Annotated in this window: 21 protein-coding genes; 12 read left to right on the plus strand and 9 right to left on the minus strand. The window is 72.4% G+C overall.

Features of this window, described 5'->3' with window-relative positions:
* Positions 1–273 precede the first annotated feature (273 nt).
* The 9 genes from ngcE (at position 274) to VE546_RS15950 (ending at position 12,750) form a co-directional block, all read left to right on the plus strand.
* Complete coding sequence (gene ngcE, locus VE546_RS15910) at positions 274–1,692, plus strand: N-acetylglucosamine/diacetylchitobiose ABC transporter substrate-binding protein (protein ID WP_324922764.1); 1,419 nt, start codon at positions 274–276, stop codon at positions 1,690–1,692.
* Positions 1,693–1,762: 70 nt separating this feature from the next.
* Complete coding sequence (locus VE546_RS15915) at positions 1,763–2,788, plus strand: sugar ABC transporter permease (protein WP_324922765.1); 1,026 nt, start codon at positions 1,763–1,765, stop codon at positions 2,786–2,788.
* A gap of 25 nt (positions 2,789–2,813) precedes the next feature.
* A complete protein-coding gene (locus VE546_RS15920; RefSeq protein ID WP_324922767.1) occupies positions 2,814–3,776 on the plus strand; it encodes a carbohydrate ABC transporter permease in 963 nt (320 codons plus the stop codon).
* 305 nt (positions 3,777–4,081) lie between these two features.
* Complete coding sequence (locus tag VE546_RS15925) at positions 4,082–5,302, plus strand: ROK family transcriptional regulator (protein WP_324922770.1); 1,221 nt, start codon at positions 4,082–4,084, stop codon at positions 5,300–5,302.
* A 296-nt stretch (positions 5,303–5,598) separates the two neighbouring features.
* Complete coding sequence (locus tag VE546_RS15930; RefSeq protein WP_324922772.1) at positions 5,599–6,705, plus strand: sugar ABC transporter substrate-binding protein; 1,107 nt, start codon at positions 5,599–5,601, stop codon at positions 6,703–6,705.
* A 101-nt stretch (positions 6,706–6,806) separates the two neighbouring features.
* A complete protein-coding gene (locus VE546_RS15935; RefSeq protein WP_324922773.1) occupies positions 6,807–7,595 on the plus strand; it encodes an ATP-binding cassette domain-containing protein in 789 nt (262 codons plus the stop codon).
* On the plus strand, positions 7,592–8,917 hold the full coding sequence (locus tag VE546_RS15940; RefSeq protein WP_324922774.1) for a sugar ABC transporter permease: 1,326 nt from the start codon (positions 7,592–7,594) through the stop codon (positions 8,915–8,917). The genes VE546_RS15935 and VE546_RS15940 overlap by 4 nt, the downstream gene beginning before the upstream one ends.
* 204 nt (positions 8,918–9,121) lie before the next feature.
* A complete protein-coding gene (gene dxs / locus VE546_RS15945; RefSeq protein WP_324922776.1) occupies positions 9,122–11,047 on the plus strand; it encodes a 1-deoxy-D-xylulose-5-phosphate synthase in 1,926 nt (641 codons plus the stop codon).
* Between the two features lie 98 nt (positions 11,048–11,145).
* Positions 11,146–12,750, plus strand: a complete 1,605-nt coding sequence (locus VE546_RS15950) for a glycosyltransferase family 39 protein (RefSeq protein WP_324922777.1) — start codon at positions 11,146–11,148, stop codon at positions 12,748–12,750.
* Between the two features lie 25 nt (positions 12,751–12,775).
* Here VE546_RS15950 and VE546_RS15955 read toward each other — a convergent pair whose 3' ends face one another.
* The 7 genes from VE546_RS15955 to VE546_RS15985 all read right to left on the minus strand — a co-directional run bounded on the left by VE546_RS15955 (position 12,776) and on the right by VE546_RS15985 (position 20,304).
* Positions 12,776–13,144: an NYN domain-containing protein gene (locus VE546_RS15955; protein WP_324922778.1), complete on the minus strand. Its 369-nt coding sequence runs from the start codon at positions 13,142–13,144 to the stop codon at positions 12,776–12,778.
* A 118-nt stretch (positions 13,145–13,262) separates the two neighbouring features.
* Positions 13,263–15,392, minus strand: a complete 2,130-nt coding sequence (locus VE546_RS15960; protein WP_324922779.1) for a 3-hydroxyacyl-CoA dehydrogenase NAD-binding domain-containing protein — start codon at positions 15,390–15,392, stop codon at positions 13,263–13,265.
* A complete protein-coding gene (locus tag VE546_RS15965; RefSeq protein ID WP_324922781.1) occupies positions 15,389–16,615 on the minus strand; it encodes an acetyl-CoA C-acyltransferase in 1,227 nt (408 codons plus the stop codon). Before VE546_RS15965 ends, VE546_RS15960 begins: the two co-directional genes overlap by 4 nt.
* Before the next feature lie 253 nt (positions 16,616–16,868).
* A complete protein-coding gene (locus tag VE546_RS15970; protein WP_324922782.1) occupies positions 16,869–17,132 on the minus strand; it encodes a hypothetical protein in 264 nt (87 codons plus the stop codon).
* 144 nt (positions 17,133–17,276) lie between these two features.
* Complete coding sequence (locus VE546_RS15975; protein WP_324922783.1) at positions 17,277–18,551, minus strand: ribonuclease D; 1,275 nt, start codon at positions 18,549–18,551, stop codon at positions 17,277–17,279.
* A gap of 273 nt (positions 18,552–18,824) precedes the next feature.
* The gene (locus VE546_RS15980; protein WP_324922785.1) at positions 18,825–19,490 is read right to left on the minus strand and encodes a response regulator transcription factor; all 666 of its coding nucleotides are present in this window, start codon (positions 19,488–19,490) and stop codon (positions 18,825–18,827) included.
* Positions 19,491–19,668: 178 nt separating this feature from the next.
* Positions 19,669–20,304, minus strand: coding sequence for a DUF3000 domain-containing protein (locus VE546_RS15985; protein ID WP_324922787.1), 636 nt, complete (start codon positions 20,302–20,304; stop codon positions 19,669–19,671).
* Positions 20,305–20,475: 171 nt separating this feature from the next.
* Between VE546_RS15985 and hemE the strand changes: the two genes are divergently transcribed.
* On the plus strand, positions 20,476–21,483 hold the full coding sequence (hemE, locus tag VE546_RS15990) for a uroporphyrinogen decarboxylase (protein ID WP_324922797.1): 1,008 nt from the start codon (positions 20,476–20,478) through the stop codon (positions 21,481–21,483).
* Here hemE and VE546_RS15995 read toward each other — a convergent pair.
* The gene (locus tag VE546_RS15995; RefSeq protein WP_324922788.1) at positions 21,480–22,514 is read right to left on the minus strand and encodes a DUF4349 domain-containing protein; all 1,035 of its coding nucleotides are present in this window, start codon (positions 22,512–22,514) and stop codon (positions 21,480–21,482) included. The genes hemE and VE546_RS15995 overlap by 4 nt on opposite strands.
* A 146-nt stretch (positions 22,515–22,660) precedes the next feature.
* On the opposite strand from VE546_RS15995, the gene hemG reads away from it, so the two are divergent.
* On the plus strand, positions 22,661–24,061 hold the full coding sequence (gene hemG / locus VE546_RS16000; RefSeq protein WP_324922790.1) for a protoporphyrinogen oxidase: 1,401 nt from the start codon (positions 22,661–22,663) through the stop codon (positions 24,059–24,061).
* A 4-nt stretch (positions 24,062–24,065) separates the two neighbouring features.
* Positions 24,066–24,782: a hydrogen peroxide-dependent heme synthase gene (gene hemQ, locus VE546_RS16005; protein WP_324922792.1), complete on the plus strand. Its 717-nt coding sequence runs from the start codon at positions 24,066–24,068 to the stop codon at positions 24,780–24,782.
* Positions 24,783–25,056: 274 nt separating this feature from the next.
* Here hemQ and VE546_RS16010 read toward each other — a convergent pair whose 3' ends face one another.
* Positions 25,057–25,680 (minus strand): GyrI-like domain-containing protein, encoded by a 624-nt coding sequence (locus tag VE546_RS16010; RefSeq protein ID WP_324922794.1) that lies wholly within the window; start codon positions 25,678–25,680, stop codon positions 25,057–25,059.
* Positions 25,681–26,461 lie beyond the last annotated feature (781 nt).

Consider the following 26,461-nt stretch of genomic DNA (forward strand, 5'->3'; position numbering starts at 1 on the left):
GCCCCGGCGCGTTTCCCACAGGTCTCAACTCGGGAAAGACTGACACCCAAACGCGCATCGATCTTGCCCCTGAGAAGGGAAGTGGACTATACCTGTCGGCGTCCGGGCGGTCAGATGAGAGGACCGCGGGCCCGGGGGAGGGCGGCATCGGGAGGACCCCGCACAGCTCTGCGAGACCCGGCGTACATCCCGTACAACTCAGCTTCAACTCACCAGCGGTGCCCGGTGGTTCCGGTACACCGCCTGAGTCCTGGAGAAGGCGAGGACTTGAGCATGGGTTCCACCGATGTCAACCGTCGTGATCTGATCAAGCGGGCCACCGCGGCGGGCCTGGCAGCCGTCCCCGCCATGGGTGTGCTCTCCGCCTGCGCGAGCAGCGACAGCGGTGGTGACAGCAAGGTCGCCAAGGGCAAGAAGACCAAGGACAACCCGCTCGGCGTCAACAAGGACGCCCCCCTGGACTTCGTCATCTTCGACGGCGGCTACGGCACCCAGTACGGCAAGGACGCCGCGAAGATCTACGAGCAGAGCTACGGCAAGGTCAAGCTGACCGCCACCCAGAAGATCCGCTCGGTGCTCCAGCCGAGGATGGTCGGCGGCAACCCGCCGGACCTCATCGACAACTCCGGCGCCGAGCAGATGGACGCGGCCACCCTGATCGCCAAGGGCCAGCTCACCGAGCTGAGCCCGCTGCTGGACGCGCCCTCCATCGACGACCCCGGCACCAAGGTCCGCGACACCCTCCTGCCGGGCACCATCGAGATGGGCCAGTACGGCGACGAGAAGGTCTGGCGCCTGAACTACGCCTACACCGTCTTCGGCCAGTGGTACTCCAAGAAGCTCCTGGAGGACAACGACTGGGAGTACCCCAAGACCTGGGACGAGATGCTCGCCCTGTGCGCCAAGGCCAAGAAGAAGGGCATCGCGGGCTGGACGTACGCCGGCCAGCACCCGTACTACATCCCCTTCACCCTCTACGCCTTCATCGGGAAGATCGGCGGCCCGGACGTCATCAGGAACATCGACAACCTGGAGCCGAACGCCTGGAAGCAGGACGCGGTCAAGAGCGCCTTCGAGGCGTACTACGAGCTGGCCGCCAAGGGCTACATCCTCCGGGGGACCCCGGGCCTGGACCACATCCAGTCCCAGACCCAGTGGACCAAGGGCAAGTGCATCTTCATCCCCAACGGCTCCTGGGTGGAGAACGAGGCCGCCGACACCACGCCCAAGGACTTCGGGATGGCCGTCGGCCCGGTCACCGGCCTGGACTCCTCGGACAAGATGCCCTTCGGAGCCCTGTGGGCGAAGGCGGACGAGCCGTTCATCGTGCCCGCGCAGGCGAAGAACGCCGAGGGCGGCATGGAGTTCCTGCGCATCATGCTGAGCAAGCAGTCCGCGCAGAACTTCTCCCGGCTGGTGAAGGCCCTCTCCTGCGTCGCCGGGGCCACCGACGGCCTGGAGATGTCCTCCGGTCTCGCCTCGGCCGACCAGGTGCTCAAGGACGCCGGGGACAACGTGCTCAACCCGCGGATCGCCGACTGGTACCAGACCCTCCACAAGGAGCAGCTCAGCTCGGTGTTCGCCGAGCTGATGGCCGGCCGGGCGAAGCCGGCCGAGGCCATGAGGAAGTGCCAGGAGTACGCCGACAAGGCGGCCAAGGACGACTCGATCAAGAAGTACAAGCACGCATGAGCCGGCCGTCCTGAGAGTCGGTCAGTGAGCACGCCGGGACAACCGGGACACGGAGATGGGACAGGGCGGCATGGCCAGTGACAGCCGTACGGTGGCCGAGGCCACCAAGGAAGCGGCACCACCACCGGTGAGGACCGGTGGGAAGGGGAGGGGGTTCCAGACCTCCCCGCACTACCGGACCTTCGTGAAGTACCGCTTCATCGCGGGATTCCTCGCGGTGCCCCTGGTGCTCTACGGCATCCTGGTCGTGTCGCCCTTCTTCCAGACCTTCTACTACTCGCTGACCGACTGGACCGGCCTCAGCAGCGACTTCGCCTTCGTCGGCCTGGACAACTTCGAGCGGCTGCTGGACGACGACATCTTCCTCGAGTCGCTGTGGCACAACGTCCTGCTGCTGCTGGTCCTGCCGGTGATCACCCTGGGCCTGGGCCTGTTCTTCGCCTTCATGCTCAACGTCGGCGGCCGGCACAGGAGGGGCGAGACGGTCGCCGGGGTCCGCGGCTCGCACTTCTACAAGATCGTCTACTTCTTCCCGCAGGCCCTGTCGATCGCGATCGTCGTGGTGCTGTGGAAGTACATCTTCAACCCCCAGGGCGGCCTGCTCAACGGCATGCTGTCGGCCGTCGGCCTGGAGTCCTGGCAGCAGAGCTGGCTCGGCGACCCGCGACTGGCCTTCTGGTGCGTCGTGGTCGTGATGGTGTGGTCGAACGTCGGCTTCTACGTGGTGCTCTTCTCCGCCGCGATGGGCTCGATCCCCAAGGACATCTACGAGGCGGCGCTGCTGGACGGCGCCAGCCGGGTGACCACCTTCTTCCGGGTCACGCTGCCGCTGATGCGCGACACCGTGCAGACCGGCTGGGTGTACATGGGCATCATGGCGCTCGACGCCTTCGCCGTGGTGCACATCCTGACGGTGAACCAGGGCGGTCCCGCCTACTCGACCATCGTCGCGCCGGTCTACCTCTACAACAAGGCGTTCCAGGACGGCCAGGCCGGATACGCGACCGCGGTCGCGGTGGCCCTGCTGATCGTCACCATGGCCTTCTCGGTGGTGGCGATGGCGTTCGGGCGCCGCAAGGACCGGATCGAGTTCTGAAGGACGAGCGGGGAGAACCAGAACCATGACCAGTGCCGGACCGTCGCCCTCGCTCCGCCCGGGGGACCCGGCGGAGACCGCCGTGGCCCTCACCAAAGGCACCACCGCCGGCCCCGCGGAACCGCAGGGCGGGACCACCGGGAAGCCGGGGAGCGGCGAGGGCGGCCGCACCCTCAACGTCTTCTCGCACGCCTTCCTGATCCTGTGGGCCGTCATGGCCGCGGGACCCCTGCTGTGGGCGGTGATGAACTCCTTCAAGTCCTCCGGGGCGATCCTGGAGGACCCCTGGTCGCTGCCGACCAGGCTGCACTGGGACAACTGGTCCTTCGCCTGGAACGAGGCGGACATCGGCCAGTACACGATCAACTCGGTGATCGTGGTGACCGGCTCCGTGGTCGGCACCATGCTGCTGGGCTCGATGGTGGCGTACGTCCTGGCCCGCTACGAGTTCCCCGGCAACCGGCTGATCTACTTCCTGTTCGTCGGCGGCATGGCGTTCCCGATCATCGTCGCCCTGGTGCCGCTGTTCTTCGTGATGAAGAACTTCACGCTGCTGGACACCTACCACGGCCTGATCCTGGTCTACATCGCCTACTCGCTGCCGTTCACCGTCTTCTTCATGGCGGCCTTCTTCCGCACCCTGCCCGGGTCGATCGCGGAGGCGGCGGAGATCGACGGGGCCTCGCACACCCGGATCTTCTTCCAGGTGATGCTGCCGATGGCCAAGCCCGGCCTGATAAGCGTGGGGATCTTCAACTTCCTGGGCCAGTGGAACCAGTACCTGATCCCCCAGGTGGTGCACGTGGGGGACACCGACAAGTACGTCCTCACCCAGGGCCTGGCCAACCTGGCGGCCCAGACGGGCTACCGCGGCAACTGGGGCGGTCTCTTCGCGGGCCTCACCCTGGCCGTACTGCCCATCCTGGTCGTCTACGTCGTCTTCCAGCGCCAGGTGCAGGCGGGGCTGACCGCCGGCGCCCTGAAGTAGCGCGGCCGGACTTCTCCACCCTTCTGCCCCCTGTGTTAGTTTTCACCCGTTCGTCCGGTTTCCGGCACGTTTCGCCGGGTTTCGGGCGGCCGTCGCGTACGCGACGGCCGCCCGTCGTCGCGAGGTGGTGACGCTCTGTGGAGGGGCGTATGCCCATGGCCTCACTCCGCTCAAGGTCTTGACGGGAGTTAACGCTTCACGCTGTTCTTAGAGTTCACGTGTTGGAGACAAGCCGCACCCCATCGGCGTGGTGCGGCCGACGGGCAGGTGGTCGGGCCGCCCGTCGAGGCGGGAGTGGATGAGTCGTGGAGACTCCGGGGTCGCAGTCCTCGCTGCACCGAGCCAACCTGGAACGGGTGGTGCGGGCCGTACGCATGGCGGGCTCGCTCACGCAGGCCGAGATCGCCCGGACCACCGGATTGTCGGCCGCCACGGTCTCCAACATCGTCCGGGAACTGAAGGACAACGGCACGGTCGAGGTCACCCCGACCTCCGCCGGGGGCCGCCGGGCCCGCAGCGTCTCGCTCTCCGGGGACGCCGGGATCGTCGTCGGCGTCGACTTCGGCCACTCCCACCTGCGCGTGGCCGTCGGCAACCTGGCCCACCAGGTGCTGGCCGAGGAGGCCGAGCCGATCGACGTGGACGTCTCCGCCGCCCAGGGCTTCGACCGGGCCGAGCAGCTCGTCGAGCGGCTGATCGCCTCGACCGGCTTCCGCCGCGAGAAGGTCATCGGGATGGGCCTGGGCGTCCCCGGCCCCATCGACGTCGAGACCGGGACGCTGGGCTCCACCGCCATCCTGCCGGGCTGGGCCGGGACCAATCCGCGCGAGGAGCTGGCCGCCCGGCTCGGCGTGGAGGTCCACGTCGACAACGACGCCAACCTCGGCGCCCTCGGCGAGCTGGTGTGGGGCAGCGGACGCGGGGCGCGGGACCTGGCGTACATCAAGGTCGCCAGCGGCGTCGGCGCGGGCCTGGTGATCAACGGGCAGATCTACCGGGGTCCGGGCGGTACGGCCGGGGAGATCGGCCACATCACCCTGGACGAGTCCGGTCCGGTGTGCCGCTGCGGCAACCGCGGCTGCCTGGAGACGTTCACCGCCGCCCGCTACGTCCTGCCCCTGCTGCACTCCAGCCACGGCCCCGACCTGACCATGACCGAGGTGGTCAGGCTCGCCCGCGCGGGCGACCCGGGCTGCCGCCGGGTGGTGGCCGACATCGGGCGCCACGTCGGCAGCGGCGTCGCCAACCTCTGCAACCTGCTGAACCCGAGCCGGGTGGTGCTCGGCGGGGACCTCGCCGAGGCCGGCGACCTGGTGCTCGACCCGATCCGCGACTCCGTCTCCCGGTACGCCATCCCCAGTGCCGCCCGGCGGCTGACGGTGGTGCCGGGGGCCCTCGGCGGCCGTGCGGAGGTGCTGGGCGCGCTGGCGCTGGTGCTGAGCGAGATGGGCGACTCGACGGTGCTGGACGGTTCGCTGGGCGGCCTGGAGGCCGTGCCCGCGGTCGCGGCGTCCGCCGGCGCCTGAGGCCGGCCGCTCCGGCCTTCCCCTCCCGTCCCCGCCCGGTCGTCCGGGAACGGCCGCTTCCCGGTCCGAAAACCGGTGAGCAGCGGAAAACAAGCGAAGGGGCGGGTCGAACCCTCCTGGCGCGCCGGTGGAGAGAGCGCTCCCACGGCTGCTTTTAGCCACTCTGCGTTCACTTTGTTCACGCAAGGCATCGTTGCGTTCTCGTTAAGGATTTACTTCTTGACGACAGGTTGCGCTCCGAGTTGACTTCCTGCCACCTCGGCCGCAGTGACGCGGCCTCGTCAGGGAGGTTCTGGATGAACACGCAACTGCGCCGTGCCGCTGTGGCCATGGCCGCCACCGCCATGGCCGTCTCGCTCGCCGCCTGTGGCAGCGCCAAGGAGGCCGACGGCAACGGCTCGGCCGGCGGCGAGAAGAAGAAGGACGGCCCGCTGACCATCGGCCTGCTGCTGCCGGAGGACCAGACGGCCCGTTACGAGAACTTCGACAAGCCTCTGATCGAGGAGCGGATCAAGGAACTCTGCTCCGACTGCAAGGTCAGCTACGTCAACGCCAAGCAGGACGCGTCGACCCAGCAGCAGCAGATGAACTCGATGATCACCAAGAAGGTCGACGCGATCATCCTGGACGCGGTGGACTCCAAGTCCATCGCCGGATCGGTCAAGAAGGCCGACGACGCCGGCATCCCCGTCGTCGCCTACGACCGCCTCGCCGAGGGTCCGATCTCCGCCTACACCTCCTTCGACAACGAGGAGGTCGGCAAGGTCCAGGGCAAGGCCCTGCTGGAGGCGCTGGGCGACAAGGCCAAGAACGGCCAGATCGTGATGATGAACGGGTCGCCGACCGACCCCAACGCCGCCATGTTCAAGAAGGGCGCCAAGTCCGTCCTCGACGGCAAGGTCAAGGTGGGCAAGTCCTACGACACCACCGACTGGAAGCCCGAAGAGGCCAACAAGAACATGAGCGGCGCCATCGCCTCCCTGGGCAAGAAGAACATCGTCGGCGTCTACTCCGCCAACGACGGCATGGCGGGCGGCATCATCACCGCGCTCAAGAGCGCCGGCGTCGACCCGCTGCCGCCGGTCACCGGCCAGGACGCCGAGCTGGCGGGCGTCCAGCGCATCATCTCCGGCGAGCAGTTCATGACGGTCTACAAGCCGTTCAAGCCGGAGGCCTACGCCGCCGCCGAGATGGCCGTCGCCCTCGCCCGCGGCGAGGAGCCCAAGGCCGACACCACCGTCGACAGCGCGACCACCAAGGGCGTTCCCGCGACCCTGATCCCGCCGGTGTCGGTGACCGTGGACAACCTGAAGGACACCGTCATCAAGGACGGCCTGTACAAGCTGGAGGAGATCTGCACGCCGGAGTACGCCAAGGCGTGCGCGAAGGCCGGTCTGAAGTAGTCGTCCGACGGTTCCACCCGGCCCCGCCGGTGCCCGCGCCCTCTCCAACCCCGCCGGGGGCGCGGGCACCGGGCGGTTCGATCCCCGTGCTCTTCTAGGAGTTGGTTCACGTGTCCGCTACGCCTGTACTGGCGTTGCGCGGAATCTCCAAGCGCTTCGGTGCCGTTCAGGCGCTCACCGATGTCGACCTGGAGGTCCACGCCGGTGAGGTGGTCGCCCTGGTGGGCGACAACGGCGCCGGAAAGTCCACCCTCGTCAAGACGATCGCCGGCGTCAGCCCCGCCGACGAGGGCGTGTTCGAGTGGGAGGGCCGGCCCGTCGAGGTCAGCCGGCCGCACGACGCCCAGGACCTGGGCATCGCCACCGTCTACCAGGACCTCGCCCTCTGCGACAACCTCGACGTCGTCGCCAACCTGTTCCTCGGCCGCGAGATCATGCGCGCCGGCGTCCTCGACGAGATCGAGATGGAGCGCCGCAGCCGGGAGCTGCTCGACACCCTGTCGATCCGCATCCCCAGCGTCCGCATCCCCATCGCCTCCCTCTCCGGCGGCCAGCGGCAGACCGTCGCCATCGCCCGTTCGATGCTGGGCAACCCCAAGCTCGTCATCCTCGACGAGCCCACCGCCGCCCTCGGCGTCGAGCAGACCGCCCAGGTGCTCGACCTGGTCGAGAGACTGCGCGAGCGCGGCCTCGCCGTCATCCTCATCAGCCACAACATGGCGGACGTCAAGGCGGTCGCCGACAAGGTGGCGGTGCTCCGACTCGGCCGCAACAACGGTGTCTTCGACGTCGCGAGCACCTCGCAGGAAGAGATCATCTCCGCCATCACCGGCGCCACGGACAACGCCGTGACCCGCCGCAAGGCGCGTACCGCGGGGAGCCGACCGTGAGTGAGACCAACCTTTCCAAGACCCCGGCCGCCGACACGGCCGACACCCCGGCCGGCACCGTCCCGGCGGACACGGGCGGCACCGGCGCCGCCAAGGGCGCCACCGTCGCCGTCGACCCGCGGCTGCTGGTCCGCGAGCAGGGCTTCGCGGGCTACTGGACCGAGTTCAAGCGGAAGATGCGCAGCGGCGAGCTGGGCTCCGTCCCGGTCGTCGTCGGACTCGCCATCATCTGGGCCATCTTCCAGTCGATGGACTCGGCCTTCCTCTCCGCGGAGAACCTCTCCAACCTGTCGGTCTACATCGTCGGCACCGGACTGATCTCCGTCGGCATCGTCTTCGTGCTGCTGCTGGGCGAGATCGACCTGTCGGTCGGCTCGGTCAGCGGCCTGGCCTCCGCCACCTTCGCCGTACTCGCCGTCAACAACGGTGTGAACGAGTGGCTGGCGGTCCTCGCGGCCCTGCTCACCGGCGCGGTGATCGGCGCCGTCCACGGCTTCTTCTTCGCGAAGATCGGCGTCCCCGCCTTCGTCGTCACCCTCGCGGGCCTGCTCGCCTGGAACGGCCTGATGCTGAAGGTGCTCGGCACCACGGGCACCATCAACCTCGACAGCGAGGGCCTGGTCGCCACCCTCTCCAACCACTACTTCACCGACATCGCCGTCGCCTACGGCGTCGCGGCGGTCGCGGTCGGCGTCTTCTTCGCCGTCCAGTACCTCGGCGCCCGGCGCCGCGCGGCGGCCGGCATCCCCTCCCGCCCGCTGAGCGAGATCGCGGTGCGCACCGCGCTGCTGGCCGTGCTGGCCTTCGGCGCCGCCTACATGCTCAACCAGTACAAGGGCATGCCGCTGGCCCTGCTGATCTTCCTGGTCGTGCTGGTCGCGCTGGACTTCGTCCTCAAGCGCACCTCCTACGGCCGCAAGGTCTTCGCCCTGGGCGGCAACACCGAGGCGGCCCGCCGCGCCGGCATCAACGTCGCGGCCGTCCGCATCTCGGTCTTCTCCATCGCGGGCACCATGGCCGCCTTCGGCGGACTGATGATCGCCTCCCGCATCCTGGCCGCCAACCAGGGCGCGGGCACCGGCAACCTGCTGATGGAGGCCATCGCCGCGGCGGTCATCGGCGGCACCAGCCTCTTCGGCGGACGCGGCACCGTGTGGTCCGCCCTGCTCGGCATGCTGGTGATCGGCTCGATCGCCAACGGCATGGCCCTGCTGGGCATCGCCGCCGCCGTCCAGTACATGATCACCGGCGCCGTGCTGCTGGCCGCGGTCGTCATCGACTCGGTCTCCCGGCGCACCCAGCGGTCCGCGGGCCGCGGCTGACCGGCGCCTTCGAGCCGTCCCGTCCGGTGCCGGGCCCCCGCCACGGGGGCCCGGCACCGGACGTCGTGCGTTCCGGAGCCCGATCCGGAGCCCGGCCCGGAGTGTGACGAGGAACGCGGTGGCCGCCGCACACCGCTGCGAACGGAACACTAGACTCAACGGATCGGCACAGGCCCGTACGGCTCGACCAGCAAGGAGGCACGGGTGGCTCTGCTGACCCGCATCACGGGACCGCGCGATCTCGACCGGCTCAGCCCCGAACAGCTCGACCGGCTCGCTGGGGAGATCCGGACCTTCCTCGTCGACGCGGTCTCGAAGACCGGCGGTCATCTGGGGCCCAACCTGGGAGTGGTCGAGCTGACCATCGCCCTGCACCGGGTCTTCGACTCGCCCAAGGACAAGATCCTCTTCGACACCGGTCACCAGAGCTACGTGCACAAGCTGCTCACCGGGCGGCAGGACTTCTCGAAGCTGCGCGCCAAGGGCGGCCTCTCCGGCTACCCGTCACGGGCCGAGTCCGAGCACGACGTCATCGAGAACAGCCACGCCTCGACCGTACTGGGCTGGGCCGACGGCCTGGCCAAGGCCAACCAGGTGACGGGTCGCAAGGACCACGTCGTCGCGGTCATCGGCGACGGCGCGCTGACCGGCGGCATGGCCTGGGAGGCGCTGAACAACATCGCCGCCGCCAAGGACCGCCCCCTGGTGATCGTGGTCAACGACAACGAGCGCTCCTACGCGCCGACCATCGGCGGTCTGGCCAACCACCTGGCCACGCTGCGCACCACCGACGGCTACGAGCGCTTCCTGGCCCGCGGCAAGGAGATGCTCAACCGCACCCCGGTGGTCGGCAAGCCGCTGTACGAGACCCTGCACGGCGCCAAGAAGGGCCTGAAGGACGTCATCGCCCCGCAGGGGATGTTCGAGGACCTGGGCCTGAAGTACGTCGGCCCCATCGACGGCCACGACATAGCGGCCCTGGAGTCCGCCCTGGCCCGCGCCAAGCGCTTCAACGGCCCGGTCATCGTCCACTGCCTGACCGAGAAGGGCCGCGGCTACCAGCCCGCCGTCCAGGACGAGGCCGACCGCTTCCACGCCGTCGGCGTCATCCACCCCGACACGGGCCTGCCGGTGGCGGCCGCCGGCCTGGACTGGACCTCGGTCTTCGGCGAGGAGATGGTCAAGCTCGGCCACGAGCGCCCCGACATCGTCGCCATCACCGCCGCGATGCTCCAGCCGGTGGGCCTGCAGAAGTTCGCCGACACCTTCCCCGACCGCGTCTACGACGTGGGCATCGCCGAGCAGCACGGCGCGGTTTCGGCGGCCGGGCTCGCCACCGGCGGGCTGCACCCGGTCTTCGCGGTCTACGCCACCTTCCTCAACCGGGCCTTCGACCAGGTGCTGATGGACGTCGCCCTGCACAAGTGCGGGGTGACCTTCGTCCTGGACCGGGCCGGGGTCACCGGCAACGACGGCGCCTCCCACAACGGCATGTGGGACATGTCGATCCTCCAGGTCGTCCCCGGCCTGCGGATCGCCGCGCCGCGCGACGCCGACCAGTTGCGCGCCCAGCTCCGCGAGGCCGTCGAGGTGGAGGACGCCCCGACCGTCGTCCGCTTCTCCAAGGGCGCGGTCGGCCCGGCCGTCCCGGCGGTCGGCACCATCGGCGGCATGGACGTGCTGCGCGAGCCGGAGCTGGAGGAGGGCGAGCGGCCCGACGTGCTGCTGGTCTCCGTCGGCGCGCTGGCCCCGATGTGCCTGGAGGTCGCCGACCTCCTCGACCGGCAGGGCATCTCCACCACCGTGGTGGACCCGCGCTGGGTCAAGCCGGTCGACGAGGCCCTGCCGCCGCTGGCCGACCGGCACCGCGTCGTCGTCACCGTGGAGGACAACAGCCGGGTGGGCGGCGTCGGCTCCGCGATCTCCCAGGCGCTGCGCGACGCGGGCGTGGACGTGCCGCTGCGCGACTTCGGCATCCCGCCGAAGTTCCTGGACCACGCCTCCCGCGCCGAGGTGCTCGCCGAGATCGGGCTGACCGCGCCGGACATCGCCCGCCAGGTCACCGGCCTCGTCGCCAAGCTCGACGGCCGCTACGCCGACGAGGACACCGCGGAGGCCACCCGCGACTGACGCCCGGTCCGGACCGGCGCGGCACGGCGGGGAGCCCGCCGCGCCGGACCCCTCCCGCTCCCGGTGGGGCGGGAGGGCGGTCCGGATAGGTTGGGCCCATGCCGACCGCCGCTGAGCCGCCGCGATCCGTGGCCTCCCGGGCGACGCCGCCGACGACCGGACGGGTGCCGGGCCCCCGGGCCCGTCGGCAGGCCGGTGCCGTCGCCCACCGGCTGCTGTCCCGTCCCGCCGCGGGCCCCGGGCCGTTCTGGCCGCGGGTGCTGCCCGTGCTCCTGGTGCTGGCCGCCCTCACCCGCCTGCCGTCCTTCCTGCGCCCGGTGTGGAACCCCGACGAGGGCTTCCTCGCCACCCAGGCCCGGATGCTCGCGGACGGCGGCGTGCTCTACGACACCGTCGTGGACCGCAAGCCGCCGCTGCTGCCCTGGCTGTACCAGGGGGCGTTCGCCGTCTTCGGCGACGAGTCGCTGTGGCCGGTGAGGGCCGCGGCCGTCCTGGCGGTGGCGGCGACCGCCGCGCTGCTGGCCGCCACGGCCCGCCGCCGCTGGGGCGACCGGGCCGGGTGGACCGCCGGGGTGCTCCTCGTCCCGGTCTCGGTCGGCCTCAACCCCGAGGACGCCCAGGCGGCGAACTTCGAGGTCTTCATGCTGCCGTTCACGGCCGCCGCCGTCTGGTGCGCCGACCGCCGGCGCTGGGGCGCGGCCGGACTCGCGGTCGCCGGGGCCTTCCTGGTGAAGCAGACGGGCGGCGCCGTCCTGCTCCCCGCGGCGTACCTGCTGTGGCGGTCGGTGCCGCGCGGCCGGGAGCGGCGGGCCGCGCTCGCCCGGCTCGGCACCGGGTTCGCGCTCCCCGTCGCGGGCCTGGCCCTGGCCACCGGGTGGAGCCGCTTCCTCTTCTGGACGGTCACCGGCTCCGGCTCGTACGCCTCCTTCGGCGGCTCGGAACTGCACGTGCTCGGCCGGGGGCTGCTCAACACCGCCGTCCTGGCCGCGGGGTGCGCGGGGCTGCTGCTGCCGCTGGCGGCGGTGCTGCGCGGGCGGGTGCCGGGCCGGCGCCGCGTCCTCACGGCCGACCTGTGGGTCTGGCTGGCGGCGTCCGCGGTCGCCGTGCTCTCCGGCTTCCACTTCTTCGGGCACTACTACCTCCAGCTCCTGCCGCCGCTGGTCCTGCTGGGCACCGGGGCCCTGCACCTGCTGCCGGCCGCCCGGCTGCGCGCGGCGGCGCTGTGCTGCGCGCTGTCGTGCTCGGTGTTCCTGGGCTGGAGCGCCGTGGCGGACGGCGCCGGGCTGGACCACGCCCGGCGGGTGGCCGACGCCGCGCGCCGGCACACCGCGCCGGACGAGGAGGTGCTCATCTGGGGCATGCACCCGGAGAGCTACTGGCTGGCCGACCGCGCCCCGGCCAGCCGCTACCTCACCGCCGGTCTGCTCACCAACTTCAGCGGCGGCCGGGAGGGACACCGGGTGGGGGAGCGGTACGGCGTCGAGGGCGGCTGGCGGACCTTCCGCGCCGAACTGGCCGCCGATCCGCCCGAGGTGGTCATCGACGACTCGCGCGGCAAGCCGTACGCCCCGGCCCGGATGCCGACCCTGCGCGCCTTCCTGGCGGCGCACTACGAGCGCGCGGAGCGGGTGGACGGCGCGGTGGTCTACGTCCGCACGGACCGCACGGACCGCACGGACCACCGGGGCCGCACGGGCCGCTGAGGGCGGGGCCGGCGCGTACGGCCGGTCAGCGGACCGAACGGGGCCCGGCCACCTCGGCGCCCAGCGCCGCCACCCGGGCGCGCAGCTCCCGGTCGGCGGTGACCACGACGCAGCGCCGCCCCCGTCCCTCGGCCGCCACCAGCTCCACGATCCGGTCGTCCCCGCTGCCCCCGGCGGCCACCACCCGCACCCCGGGCACGGAGGCCACCTCGCGCGCGGCGCCCTCCACGACCAGCACGACCTCCTCGTCCCCGCACCCGCCGTCCCGCTCGGCCCGCGCCGCGAGCCGGTCCCGCAGCCGCTCGGCCGCGCCGTGCCGGTCCCGCCACCAGCCGTCGGGCACCGAACCGACGACGTTGGCGGCGTCCACGACCAGAAGAGTGCGTTCGGACATGTCCCCCAGGGTGTCATGCAGACGGACGCGCACGGCGCGACGGCGCCCGCCCGCACGGGAGTGCGGACGGGCGCCGTGGAGAGGAAAGCCGGGACGTCGGGAAGGAGGGAAGCCGCCCTTACCGCGGGACGCTTGCCGCGCCCGGCTCCAGGAACCGCTTGCCGGTGACGCGTTCGGAGACGCCCTCGCGGTCCAGGTACGGCGTGATGCCGCCCAGGTGGAAGGGCCAGCCGGCGCCGGTGATCAGGCACAGGTCGATGTCCTGCGCCTCGGCCACCACGCCCTCGTCGAGCATCAGCCGGATCTCCCCGGCGATCGCGTCCAGGGCGCGCTCGCGGACCTGCTCCTCGGTCAGGACGGTGTCGCCGGTCTCGAAGAGGGCGGCGACCTCCGGGTCCAGCTCCGGCTTGCCGGAGTCGTACACGTACAGGTTGCGCTTGCCCGCCTCGACGACGCGGCCCAGGTTCTCCGAGACCGCGAAGCGGTCCGGGAACGCGGCGTGGAGGGTGCCCGCCACGTGGTGGGCGACGGCCGGGCCGACCAGCTCCAGCAGGACGATCGGCGACATGGGCAGGCCCAGCGGGGCCAGCGCCCGGTCGGCGACCTCCACGGGGGTGCCCTCGTCGATGGAGCGCAGCACCTCGCCCAGGAAGCGGGTCAGGATGCGGTTGACGACGAACGCCGGGGCGTCCTTGACCAGCACGGCCGTCTTCTTCAGCGACTTGGCGACCGCGAAGGCCGTCGCCAGCGAGGCGTCGTCGGTGCGCTCGGCGCGGACGATCTCCAGCAGCGGCAGGACCGCGACCGGGTTGAAGAAGTGGAAGCCCACGACCCGCTCGGGGTGCTTGAGCTTGCTCGCCATCTCGGTGACCGACAGCGAGGAGGTGTTGGTGGCCAGGATGGCGTGCTCGGGCACGACCGCCTCGACCTCGGCGAACACCTGCTGCTTGACGCCCATCTCCTCGAAGACCGCCTCGATGACGAAGTCGGCGTCCGAGAAGGCCTCGGCCTTGTCCAGGGAACCGGTCACCAGGGCCTTGAGCCGGTTGGCCTTGTCCTGGTTGACCCGGCCCTTGAGCAGCAGCTTGTCGATCTCGCCGTGGACGTAGGCCACGCCCTTGTCGATCCGCTCCTGGTCGATGTCGGTCAGGACGACCGGCACCTGGAGGCGGCGGACGAACAGCAGCGCGAGCTGGGAGGCCATCAGGCCCGCGCCGACGACGCCGACCTTGGTGACCGGGCGGGCCAGCGACTTGTCGGGGGCGCCGACCGGCCGCTTGGCGCGCTTCTGCACCAGGTTGAAGGCGTACAGGCCGCTGCGCAGCTCGTCGCTCATGATCAGGTCGGCCAGGGCGCGGTCCTCGGCCTCGAAGCCCTGCCGCAGGTCGCCGTTCTTCGCCGCCGCGATGATGTCCAGCGCGCGGTACGCGGCCGGGGCCGCCCCGTGCACCTTGGCGTCGGCGATGCCGCGGCCGCGGGCGACCGCCTGGTCCCAGGCCTCGCCGCGGTCGACGTCCGGCCGGACGACCTCGATCTCGCCGCGGAGCACCGAGGCGGTCCAGGCCAGGGACTGCTCCAGGAAGTCGGCGCCGTCGAAGACGGCGTCGGCGATGCCCAGCTCGAAGACCTGCTCGCCCTTGAGCTGCTTGTTCTGGTTGAGCGAGTTCTCGATGATCACCGAGACCGCGCGGTCCGCGCCGATCAGGTTCGGCAGCAGGGTGCAGCCGCCCCAGCCGGGCACCAGGCCGAGGAAGACCTCGGGCAGGGAGAAGGCGGGAACGGCCCGGGAGACCGTGCGGTAGGTGCAGTGCAGGCCGACCTCGACGCCGCCGCCCATCGCCGCGCCGTTGTAGTACGCGAAGGTGGGCACGGCCAGGGAGGACAGGCGCTTGAAGACGTCGTGGCCGCCCTTGCCGATGGCCAGCGCGTCCTCGCGGCGCCTGATCACCTCGACGCCCTTGAGGTCGGCGCCGACGGCGAAGATGAACGGCTTGCCGGTGATGCCGACGCCGGTGATCTCGCCCCGGGCGGCCTCCTCCTCGACCTGGTCGATCGCCTTGTCCAGGTTGGCCAGCGACTGCGGCCCGAAGGTGGTGGGCTTGGTGTGGTCCAGGCCGTTGTCCAGGGTGATCAGCGCGAACCGCCCGGCACCCTGCGGGAGGTCGAGGTGGCGTACGTGCGCGCTGGTGACGACCTCGTCCGGGAACAGCTCGGCGGCGCCCTTCAACAGCTCAGCGGTGGAACTCACTTGCCCTCCCAGTGGGGGTTCTCCCAGATCACGGTGCCGCCCATGCCGAAACCGACGCACATGGTGGTCAGGCCGTAGCGGACGTGCGGCTGCTCCTCGAACTGCCGCGCGAGCTGCGTCATCAGGCGGACGCCCGACGAGGCCAGCGGGTGGCCGAACGCGATGGCGCCGCCGTACTGGTTGACGCGCGGGTCGTCGTCGGCGATGCCGTAGTGGTCCAGGAAGGCCAGCACCTGGACGGCGAACGCCTCGTTGATCTCGAACAGGCCGATGTCGTCGATCGACAGACCGGCCTTGGCCAGCGCCTTCTCGGTGGAGGGGATGGGGCCGACGCCCATGACCTCCGGCTCCACCCCCGCGAAGGCGTAGGAGACCAGGCGCATCTTGACCGGCAGGCCCAGCTCCCGCGCCACGTCCTCGGCGGCGATCAGGGAGGCGGTGGCGCCGTCGTTGAGACCGGCGGCGTTGCCCGCGGTGACGCGGCCGTGCGCGCGGAAGGGCGTCTTCAGGCCCGCGAGCTGCTCCAGGGTGGTGCCCGGGCGCATCGGCTCGTCGGCCGTGACCAGGCCCCAGCCGGCCTCGCCGCCCGACTCCTGGGCGACCGCGGCGGTGCGGCGGACGGAGATCGGCACCAGGTCGGCCTGGATCTTGCCGTCGGCGTACGCCTTGGCGGCCTTCTCCTGGCTGCGCACCGCGTACTCGTCGGCGCGCCGCTTGGTCAGGTGCGGGAAGCGGTCGTGCAGGTTCTCCGCCGTCATGCCCATGAACAGGGCGGACTCGTCGACCAGCTTCTCCGAGACGAAGCGCGGGTTGGGGTCCACGCCCTCGCCCATCGGGTGGCGGCCCATGTGCTCGACGCCGCCGGCGATGACGACGTCGTACGCGCCGAAGGCGATCGACCCGGAGGTGGTGGTCACGGCGGTCATGGCACCGGCGCACATGCGGTCGATGGAGTAGCCGGGCACCGTCGTCGGCAGCCCGGCCAGGATGCCGGCGGTGCGGCCGAGGGTGAGGCCCTGGTCGCCGATCTGGGTCGTCGCGGCGATGGCGATCTCGTCGATGCGCTCCGGGGGCAGGTCCGGGTTGCGGCGCAGCAGCTCACGGATGCACTTGACGACCAGGTCGTCGGCGCGGGTCTCGTGGTAGATGCCCTTCGGGCCCGCCTTGCCGAACGGGGTGCGAACGCCGTCGACGAAGACGACGTCCCTAGCGGTACGAGGCACGTTGGCTCTCCTCCAGGTGCGGCCAGGGGTCCGGGGGTGCGTCCCCCGGGGAAGTGCGGTCGCCGAACACGACGTTCTTCCCACCACAATGCTACCGGCCGGTAACTGATGGAGCGCAAGGGGCGCCCCGGGGGGAGGGGCACACGTCACACGTGCGCCCCTCCCCCCGGGGCGGAAGAAGGGCGGACGGTCCGGATCCCGGGGCGCGAGGACGTCCCCGGCGGAACGGGCCGGAAGGCGGCGCGCGGTGCCGTCAGAGGCCGTACATGCCCTGGAAGAGGACGAAGCCGAGGATCATTCCGCCGATCAGACCCGCGATGGAGAGCCCGATGGCGGTCGGGGCGAGCCGTTCGCCCTTGGACTTCGCGACCACGCCGCAGATGATCCCCGCGATGCCGAAGAGCGGCGGGCAGAAGAGGAACGCCACGCAGCCGAGCACGATCCCGACCACGCTGAGCGTGTTGGAGGGGTTCGGCGGCTGCTGATGCGGCTGGTACGGCTGGTTCGGATAGGACATCCTGTACCCCCCTGGTTGTCGGTGGACGCTCACTTTAGGCGTCACCGCCTCACAGGCGGAAGCACGATCCGCGGCGGGGCCGGTCCTCCGGGCCCCGGCCTCCCCCTTCCGCGGCGCCGGGAGGGAGCCGGGGCCGGCGCGGCCCTAGTCCTTCGGCGGTTCGGCCGACAGGGCGACCGCCAGCAGCGCCGCCGTCTGCTCGATCTGCCACTCCCGCGCGCCGTGCGCGCGCAGCGCGTCCGCGATCGCGGATTCGGAGACCTCGCCCGGCGGCTCCCAGCACAGCCGCCGTACGGCGTCGGGCGCGAGCAGGTTCTCCTGGGGGAGGTTCAGCTCCTCGGCACGCTTCGTCACCGCCGTCCGTGCCGCCGAGAGCCGGGCGGCGGCGGCCGGGTCCTTGTCGGCCCAGGCGCGGGGCGGCGGCGGGCCGCTCGGCGCCAGGGCGGGCTGCGGCAGCTCGCTCTCGGGCAGGGCGCGGGCGCGCTGGACCGCCGCGTGCCACTGCTCCAGCTGCTTGCGCCCCATCCGGTGCCCGTACCCCGGCAGCGCGGCCAGCGCCTGCACGGTGGAGGGCAGGGCCAGCGCGGCCTCCACGATGGCCGCGTCGGTGAGCACCTTGCCCGGCGAGACGTCGCGCCGCTGCGCCACCTTGTCGCGTGCCGTCCACAGCTCCCGCACCACCGCCAACTGCCGCCGTCTGCGGACCTTGTGCATGCCCGAGGTGCGGCGCCAGGGGTCCTTGCGGGGGGCCGGCGGCGGGGCGGCGACGATGGCGGCGAACTCCTGGTGCGCCCAGTCCAGCTTCCCCTGGCGCTCCAGCTCCTCCTCCAGGGCGTCGCGCAGGTCGACCAGCAGCTCCACGTCCAGCGCCGCGTACCGCAGCCAGGGCTCGGGCAGCGGGCGGGTGGACCAGTCCACCGCGGAGTGGCCCTTCTCCAGGGAGTAGCCCAGGACGTTCTCGACCATCGCCCCGAGGCCGACCCGGGCGAACCCCGCGAGCCTGCCGGCCAGCTCGGTGTCGAACAGCCGCTTGGGCTGCATGCCTATCTCGCGCAGGCAGGGGAGGTCCTGGGTGGCGGCGTGCAGCACCCACTCGGCGTCCTGGAGCGCCTCCCCGAGGCCGGACAGGTTCGGGCAGCCCACCGGGTCGATCAGGGCGGTCCCCGCGCCCGCGCGGCGCAGCTGGACGAGGTAGGCACGCTGCCCGTAGCGGTATCCGGACGCCCGCTCGGCGTCGACCGCCACGGGACCGCTGCCCGCGGCGAAGGCGTCCACGACCTCGGCGAGGGCCTCGGGGGTGGCGATCACGGGCGGGATGCCCTCGCGCGGCTCCAGCAAGGGGACCGGCGCCGGACCTGCATCCCGCGAGGGAGGCTGAGCTGCGTTGCTGCTTATGGCGGTCTCTTGGGCGTCGGTCACCCGACAAGGGTATCCGCGTGCACGCAGTGCGCAGCGCCCGCCGACGGAACGTCACGTCGGCGGGCGCTGCGCACGGCGGGACCCGGAGGCCGGGCGGTGGGGTGGGGGAACGGGGGGCAGAGGTCGGGCCCCGGACCGGCGGGGCCGGGCCGAGGGAACGGGAGTCGGTGCGTCCTGGTGGCCGGCGGCTTCGGCGGACGCCGCGGACGCCGAGGACTCCGGGGGATCAGTGATGGATCAGCGGTGGGATCAGCAGGGGGAGCAGTGGCGGGATCAGTGGATGATGCCGGTGCGCAGAGCGACCGCGACCATGCCCGCGCGGTCCCCGGTGCCCAGCTTGCGGGCGATCCGGGCGAGGTGGCTCTTGACGGTCAGGGCGGACAGGCCCATGGAGACGCCGATCGCCTTGTTGGACTGGCCCTCCGCCACCAGCCGCAGCACCTCGATCTCCCGGCCGGACAGCTCGCGGTAGCCGTTCGGCTGACCGGGCGCGCCGGGCGGGCGGCGGTGCATGCGGGCGGCAGCGGCGGCGCCGATGGGGGCGGCGCCGGGACGGCCGGGGTGTACGGGGGTGCCGCGGGTGCCGGTGACGACGTATCCCTTGACGCCGCCGGCGAGCGCGTTGCGCACGGCGCCGATGTCGTCGGCGGCGGACAGGGCGAGCCCGTTGGGCCAGCCCGCGGCCCGGGTCTCGGAGAGCAGGGTCAGGCCGGAGCCATCGGGCAGGTGGACCTCGGCCACGCAGATGTCGCGTGGGTTTGCCACTCGGGGACGGGCCTCCGCGATCGACGACGCCTCGATCACGTCCCGGACACCGAGCGCCCACAGGTGGCGGGTGACGGTGGAACGGACGCGGGGGTCGGCGACGACGACCATGGCCGTCGGCTTGTTCGGGCGGTAGGCGACCAGGCTTGTGGGGTGCTCAAGAAGAACGGACACCGGGCCTCCTGGGGAGTGGAGAGCGGACGGAAGCCGACTATGGGGAGAAGTCGGGATGGAGCCCCGTGAAGGGCCACTGAATGCTTCGGCAGCTCACCGGTCCGGCTTTAGGGAATGATCACGAATGAGTGAGTGGCAATTCCGAACAAACCGGACATCAACCCGATCCGGGGAACCGTCAGAGTGGCTGCGGGCCGCGGCGCTGCGGCAGTGGTACGACGGCCGCGCCCTCCCCGCTCTCCGGCGGCAGCCCCGCGCACTGGCACAGCAGGTCGCACCAGGCGCCCAGGTGCCCGGCCGCCGCGCTCCCGAGGTCGTCCCGCGGGGTCCACGAGGCCCTGACCTCGAGCTCCGCCCGCGCCGCGCGCCCCGCCAGCTCCCCGAAGAAGTACGAGCCCGCCCGCGTCACCGTGCCGCCCGGCTCGGCGTACGCCACCGACCGCTCCCGGAGGGCGCCCGTCAGCCACGACCAGGTCACCTCGGGCAGCAGCGGGTCCGCCGCCATCTCCGGCTCCAGCTCGGCGCGGGCCAGGGTGACCACCCGGAACGTGCCCCGCCACGCCTCCTGGCCCGCCGGGTCGTGCAGCAGCACGAACCGCCCGTCGGCCAGCTCCTCGCCGTCCACCTCGACCGACGCCTCCACGGCGTGCGCGAACGGTGCCAGCCGCCGGGGCGGCGGCAGCGGGGCCAGCCGGACCTCCGGCCTCGGCCGCAGTGCCGCCAGGGCCGCCACGGCCTGCCGGAAGGGCCGCGGGGCCTCCTCACCGCCGGGACCGTCCATGCCGTCCGTCAGGTGTGCTCGCGCCGCTGCCATGGGCCGCAGCGTAGGCGGAACGGGTGCCCCGGGCGGGTAGGGACACGTGCGAGACTTCTGGTTGTGACCGCCGACGACCGTACCCCCGCCCCGACCGCCCCTCCCGCCGGGACCTCCGCCGGCTCTCCCGCCGGTTCTCCCACTGGTTCCCCCGCGGCCGACTCCGCGTTCCTGCGGGCGTGCCGCCGCGAGCCGGTGCCGTACACCCCGGTGTGGTTCATGCGGCAGGCCGGCCGCTCCCTGCCGGAGTACCGCAAGGTGCGCGAGGGCATCGGGATGCTCGACTCCTGCATGCGCCCCGATCTCGTCACCGAGATCACCCTCCAGCCCGTCCGCCGCCACCGGGTGGACGCGGCGATCTACTTCAGCGACATCGTCGTCCCGCTGAAGGCCATCGGCGTCGACCTCGACATCAAGCCCGGGGTGGGACCCGTCGTCGACCGCCCCTTCCGCTCGCGCGAGGACCTGGAGCGGCTGCGCCCGCTGGACCCGGACGACGTGAAGTACGTGACCGAGGCCGTCGGCATGCTCACCGCCGAGCTGGGGACCACCCCGCTGATCGGCTTCGCCGGGGCCCCCTTCACCCTCGCCAGCTACCTCGTCGAGGGCGGGCCGTCCCGCAACCACGAGCACACCAAGGCGATGATGTACGGCGCCCCGGAGCTCTGGGCCGACCTGCTGGACCGCCTCGCGGACATCACCGCCGCCTTCCTGAAGGTGCAGATCGAGGCGGGCGCGAGCGCCGTCCAGCTCTTCGACTCCTGGGCCGGCGCCCTGGCCCCCGACGACTACCGCCGCTCGGTGCTGCCCGCCTCCGCCAAGGTCTTCGACGCCGTGGCCCCCTACGGCGTCCCCCGCATCCACTTCGGCGTCGGCACCGGCGAGCTGCTGGGACTGATGGCCGAGGCGGGCGCGGACGTCGTCGGCGCCGACTGGCGGGTGCCCCTGGACGAGGCCGCCCGCCGGATCGGACCCGGCAGGGCCGTCCAGGGCAACCTCGACCCGGCCGTGCTCTTCGCCCCCCGCGAGGCCGTCGAGGCCCAGGCGCGGCGGGTGCTGGACGCGGCCCGGGACCTCCCGGGCCACGTCTTCAACCTCGGCCACGGCGTGCTGCCCGACACCGACCCCGACGCGCTCACCCGGCTCGTGGAGTTCGTGCACGAGCAGACCGCCCGCTAGTCCCCGCCGGCCCCGCCGGTTCCGCTCCCCGCCGCGCCCTCCGGCGCGGCGGGCGCGGTGCGGGACGGGCGGGCGGCGCCCCGCGGCAGACGGCGGCGCGCCACCCGCCACAGCAGCGCCGCCAGCCCGGCCGCCGCGGCGAAGGGCAGCACCGCGCCCAGGACGACGACGATCCAGTGGAGCGTCGCGGTGAAGGCGTCCCACCCGGCCGCCAGGGCGTCGCCGACGGTGGGCCCGTCGTCGCCGCCGTCCCGGGCGGGCTCCCCGTCCGGCTCGTGCAGGGCGAGGGTGACCGTCGCCATCCGGGTGCGCCCCTCCAGGGACGCCAGGCGCGCCTGGAGGGACTCCAGATCGGCCTGCCGGGTGCTCAGCTCGGCCTCCAGGGCCACCACGTCGGACAGCTTGGTGGCCTCGTCCATCAGCTCGCGGACCCGCTCCACGCTGGCCCGCTGCGTCCGGATGCGGCTCTCGGCGTCCACGACCCGGTCGGTGACGTCCTTCGCCGAGACCTTCCGCTCCACCAGCTTCCCGAGCCCGGACAGCTCCTCCAGCACCTCCTCGTACTCTCCCGGCGGCACCCGGAGCGTCACCCGGGAGCGCTCGCGGCCCCCGGAGTCCCGGTCGGTGGTCTCGTCGGCGACGTGGCCGCCCGCGGCCTCCACCGCGGCCCGGGCCCTGGCCAGCGCGCCCGGCACGTCCCCGACCGTCACGGTCAGCGAGGCCGTACGGACGACGTGGGTGGCGGCGGGATCGGGCGCCGCCTTGTCGGCCGACGCCTCCTTCCCGCCCGGCTCCGCGGCGGCGTCCTCCCGTACGCTCCCGGCCTCGTTCCCGGCCTCCTGCCGCGCCGCCCCGGGGACCGCCACGCCCTTGTCGGCGCTGCCCGCCCCCGCGTCGTCGCCCGCCGCCCCGCAGCCGGCGAGCGCCACCGAGAGCGCCACCGAGGCGGCCGACAGCGCGGCGGCGAGGAGCCGCGGGCGCGGCCGGCGGGGCCGGGGAGAGGAACCGGCCGGTGTGCTGCGTGTGAACATCGAACCCCCCAGAACGTGTGCGGATGACGGGAGTTGGACGGACCGCCCGGCACGCCGGTTGCCGGATTCCGGTCGCGAAGCGGTCACGGTGGGGACTCGGCCGGGCCACCGCCCGCGGCCGGGAGGGCGTCTGCGAGAGTGGGGCCATGCACGTCATCGTCGTCGGCGGCGGCATCACCGGACTCGCCGCCGCCCACCGCCTCCTCGCGGGCGGCGCGCGGGTGACCGTCCTGGAGTCCTCGGACCGGCTCGGCGGCAAGCTGCACGCGGGCCGTATCGCGGGGGCCGCGGTGGACCTGGGCGCCGAGTCGATGCTCGCCCGGCGCCCCGAGGCCGTCGACCTGGCCCACGCGGTCGGACTCGGCGACGCCCTCCAGCCGCCCGCCACGGGAACCGCGGCCGTCTGGACCCGCGGCGAGCTGCGCCCGCTGCCCACCGGACACGTCATGGGCGTACCGGCCGACCCCGCCGTCCTCGCCGGAATCCTGGCACCCGACGCCCTCGCCCGCGCCGCCGAGGACGCCGAGCTGCCGCGCACCGAGGTCGGCGAGGACGTGGCCATCGGCGCGTACGTCGCCGAACGGCTCGGCCGCGAGGTGGTCGACCGGCTCGTGGAGCCGCTGCTGGGCGGCGTCTACGCCGGGGACGTCTACCGGATCTCGATGCGCGCGGCCGTCCCCGCGCTGTACGAGGCGGCGCGGACGCAGCGCTCCCTGCTGGCCGGGGTGCGCGGCATCCAGGAGCGGGCCGCCGCGCGGCGGCAGGACGGCCCCGTGTTCATGGGCATCGAGGGCGGCGTGGGACGGCTGCCCGGAGCCGTCGCCGACGCCTGCCGCGCGGCGGGCGCGCGGATCGTCACCGGCGCCCCCGCGACGGGGCTGCGCCGCACCGGGGAGGGCTGGACGGTGACCGCCGCCGGCCGTGCGCTGACCGCGGACGCGGTGGTGCTGGCCGTCCCCGCGCCCGCCGCCGCGCGGCTGCTGGCCGCCGAGGCCCCGGCCGCCGCGGCCGAGCTGACCGCCGTGGAGTACGCCTCCATGGCCCTGGTCACCATGGCCTTCCGCCGCGGTGACCTGGGACGGGTCCCGCAGGGCCGGGGCTTCCTCGTCCCCTCCGTGGACGGGCGGAACATCAAGGCGTCCACCTTCTCGTCCAACAAGTGGGCCTGGAACGCCGCGCAGGACCCGGACCTGTTCGTCCTGCGCACCTCCCTGGGCCGGTACGGCGAGGAGGAGGTGCTGCGCCGCGACGACGCCGAGCTGGTGGAGCTGTCCCTGCGGGACCTGGCGGAGGCGGTCGGGATCAGCGCACGCCCGGTGGAGTCCCGGGTCACCCGCTGGGAGGACGGGCTGCCGCAGTACCCGGTCGGCCACCTGGAACGCGTCGCCCGCGTCCGCCGGCACCTCGCCGCGCACCCGGGCCTGGCGGTGTGCGGGGCGGCGTACGACGGGGTGGGCATCCCGGCCTGCGTCGCCGGCGGCCGCGCCGCCGCCGAGGCGGTGCTGCGCACCCGGCCGCCGGCCGGGCCGGGGAGCGCGGGAGAATGACCGCATGACTGCTGAACCCCGCAAGGCGCCCAACGCGGGCAAGAGGGCCAAGGACCTCAACGAGGTCATCCGCTACACCATGTGGTCGGTCTTCCGGCTGCGCGACGTCCTCCCCGAGGACCGCGCCGGCTACGCCGACGAGGTCCAGGAGCTGTTCGACCAGCTCGCCGCCAAGGACGTCACCGTGCGCGGCACCTACGACGTCTCCGGGCTGCGCGCCGACGCCGACATGATGATCTGGTGGCACGCGGAGACCTCCGAGGCGCTCCAGGAGGCCTACAACCTCTTCCGCCGCACGAAGCTGGGCCGCGCCCTGGAGCCGGTGTGGTCCAACATGGCGCTGCACCGCCCCGCCGAGTTCAACCGGTCGCACATCCCGGCCTTCCTGGCGGAGGAGGAGCCGCGGGCGTACGTGTGCGTCTACCCGTTCGTCCGCTCCTACGAGTGGTACGTGCTGCCCGACGAGGAGCGCCGGAGCATGCTCGCCGAGCACGGAAAGATGGCGCGCGGCTTCCCCGACGTGCGCGCCAACACCGTGGCCTCCTTCGCGCTGGGCGACTACGAGTGGCTGCTGGCCTTCGAGGCCGACGAACTGCACCGCATCGTCGACCTCATGCGCCACCTCCGCGGCTCCAAGGCGCGCCTCCACGTCCGTGAGGAGGTCCCGTTCTACACCGGCCGCCGCAAGCCGGTGGCGGAGCTGGTGGCCGGACTGGCCTGACCGTCCGCCGCATTCCGTACACCCCGCCCCTCGCGCGCCTTCGCGGGCCGGGGCGGGGGAGGAGACGGCGAGCCGACCGGGGCGCGCAGCCGGTCCTGCCCCCGGGTGGTGACGTACGCCGGTGGGGCCGGCGAGGGCGTTGCGCCGGACACGTGGTGCCGGTGCCGGTACGCGGCCCGGTGACCCCGTCAGACCAGGCCCGGACCACGGACCGGGCCGGTCCGCACAGAGCCGCCACCGGCCGGGTCGCAGATCCCCGAGGACGCGTACGAGGTCAGGTGTGAGCCGGGCCGACCGGTTGGCGGAGGATGGTGCGCAGTCGGCTCGGTTCCGTCCTGCGGGCATCGGAGAGGTAGATCTCGTGATGATGCCCGCGGGGGACCAGCTTCTCGGCGGGCATGAACTCCTCGTGCATCCGTGCGATCGTGGGCCCCTCCTCGTCATACGGCCCGACGTGCAGGATCTGTACGCACTGCCCCTCGGCGTAGTCGTCGAACCTCACGCGGTGCCCGGCGCTGAGGTCCTTCGTCCTCGCAACGCGCTCCATCGCCTCGTCGACCATGGCGGAGGTGACCCAGCCCGGCTGAACGATCATGAGCGTCCAGCTCCACTCGTCATGGTCACGGGTCTTGAAGACGCTGAGGTCGTCCGCGTACCACAGTCCTTCCAACGGGCCGACGGTGTGTGTCCGGCCCAACTTCTCCTTGGCGATCGCGCGCACGGCATAGGCGGTCGTGTACAGGGCCTCGACCGCCGCGCGATAGTCGGCCGACGTGTTGGGATTGCCGCGGCCGTCCACCATCAGGAAGCTCATGCGCGGCACATCGACGATCTCGAACCGGTCACGCCTGGCCGAGTAGAGGTCCCGCCGCTCCTTCTTGATGTCGTAGTTCTGCATGAAAGTGTCCTCTCCATCGTGCTCAGCACGTCCTGAAACGCTTTGAATCCCATGCGCATCGGCCCCGAGCGTCATCGGCCGCGGCCGACCATCGCCCGGGTCCACGCCCGGGAATCGCTGTCGCTCGTGAGCTGCGCGTAGGGCGTCGATGCGCCCGGCAACCGTGCGGTCGCGCCGGCGCGAGGAAGGCGGGACGTCGTGCGGGGGAGCAGTGTGCGGAGTCACGCGCACACGCGGCTTGCCCAGCCGTGGCGGAACCGGAAGCGGCTGGCCGTCTACGAACCCCTCGGCCCCGGTCACCGTCTCCGGTTCGCGTCCATGGCGCGGCTGCTCGGCCGGCAGCTGCCGGAAGACGGGAGGGAACGGGACAAGCGGCGCCACGGTCGCATCCTAGCCTCGCGCTTTCGCACGCCCGGCAGACTTGAGACCTTGAAGGCGCGGTTGATCTCCGGTTGTGAGCTTCTTGCCGCCCGCCGGTGGAAGTCCGGTCCTCCGGGTCAGGTGGTCGGCGGTCCCGCGACGGGACCGCTCCATCAGCGCATCGCCCCGCAGTGGCCAGTCGGCGAGGTCACCGGCCCCGGCCCGCTCGCCGGAGTTCCCGCACGGATCCGCGGTCGAGCAGCACGCCGATCACCTCCGGAGCCGTCTCCCTCATCCGCACCACCGCGGGGCCGCCCTCCCCGGTCGGCGTCCCGGACGGGGAAGATCTGCGGCAGGCCCGTCCGCGCGTACCGGCGGGGGTGGCCCACCTCCTCCCCGAACTCCACCTCGGGCGTCATCA

Source organism: Streptomyces sp., assembly GCF_035644915.1.
In the GTDB taxonomy this organism is placed as follows: domain Bacteria; phylum Actinomycetota; class Actinomycetes; order Streptomycetales; family Streptomycetaceae; genus Streptomyces.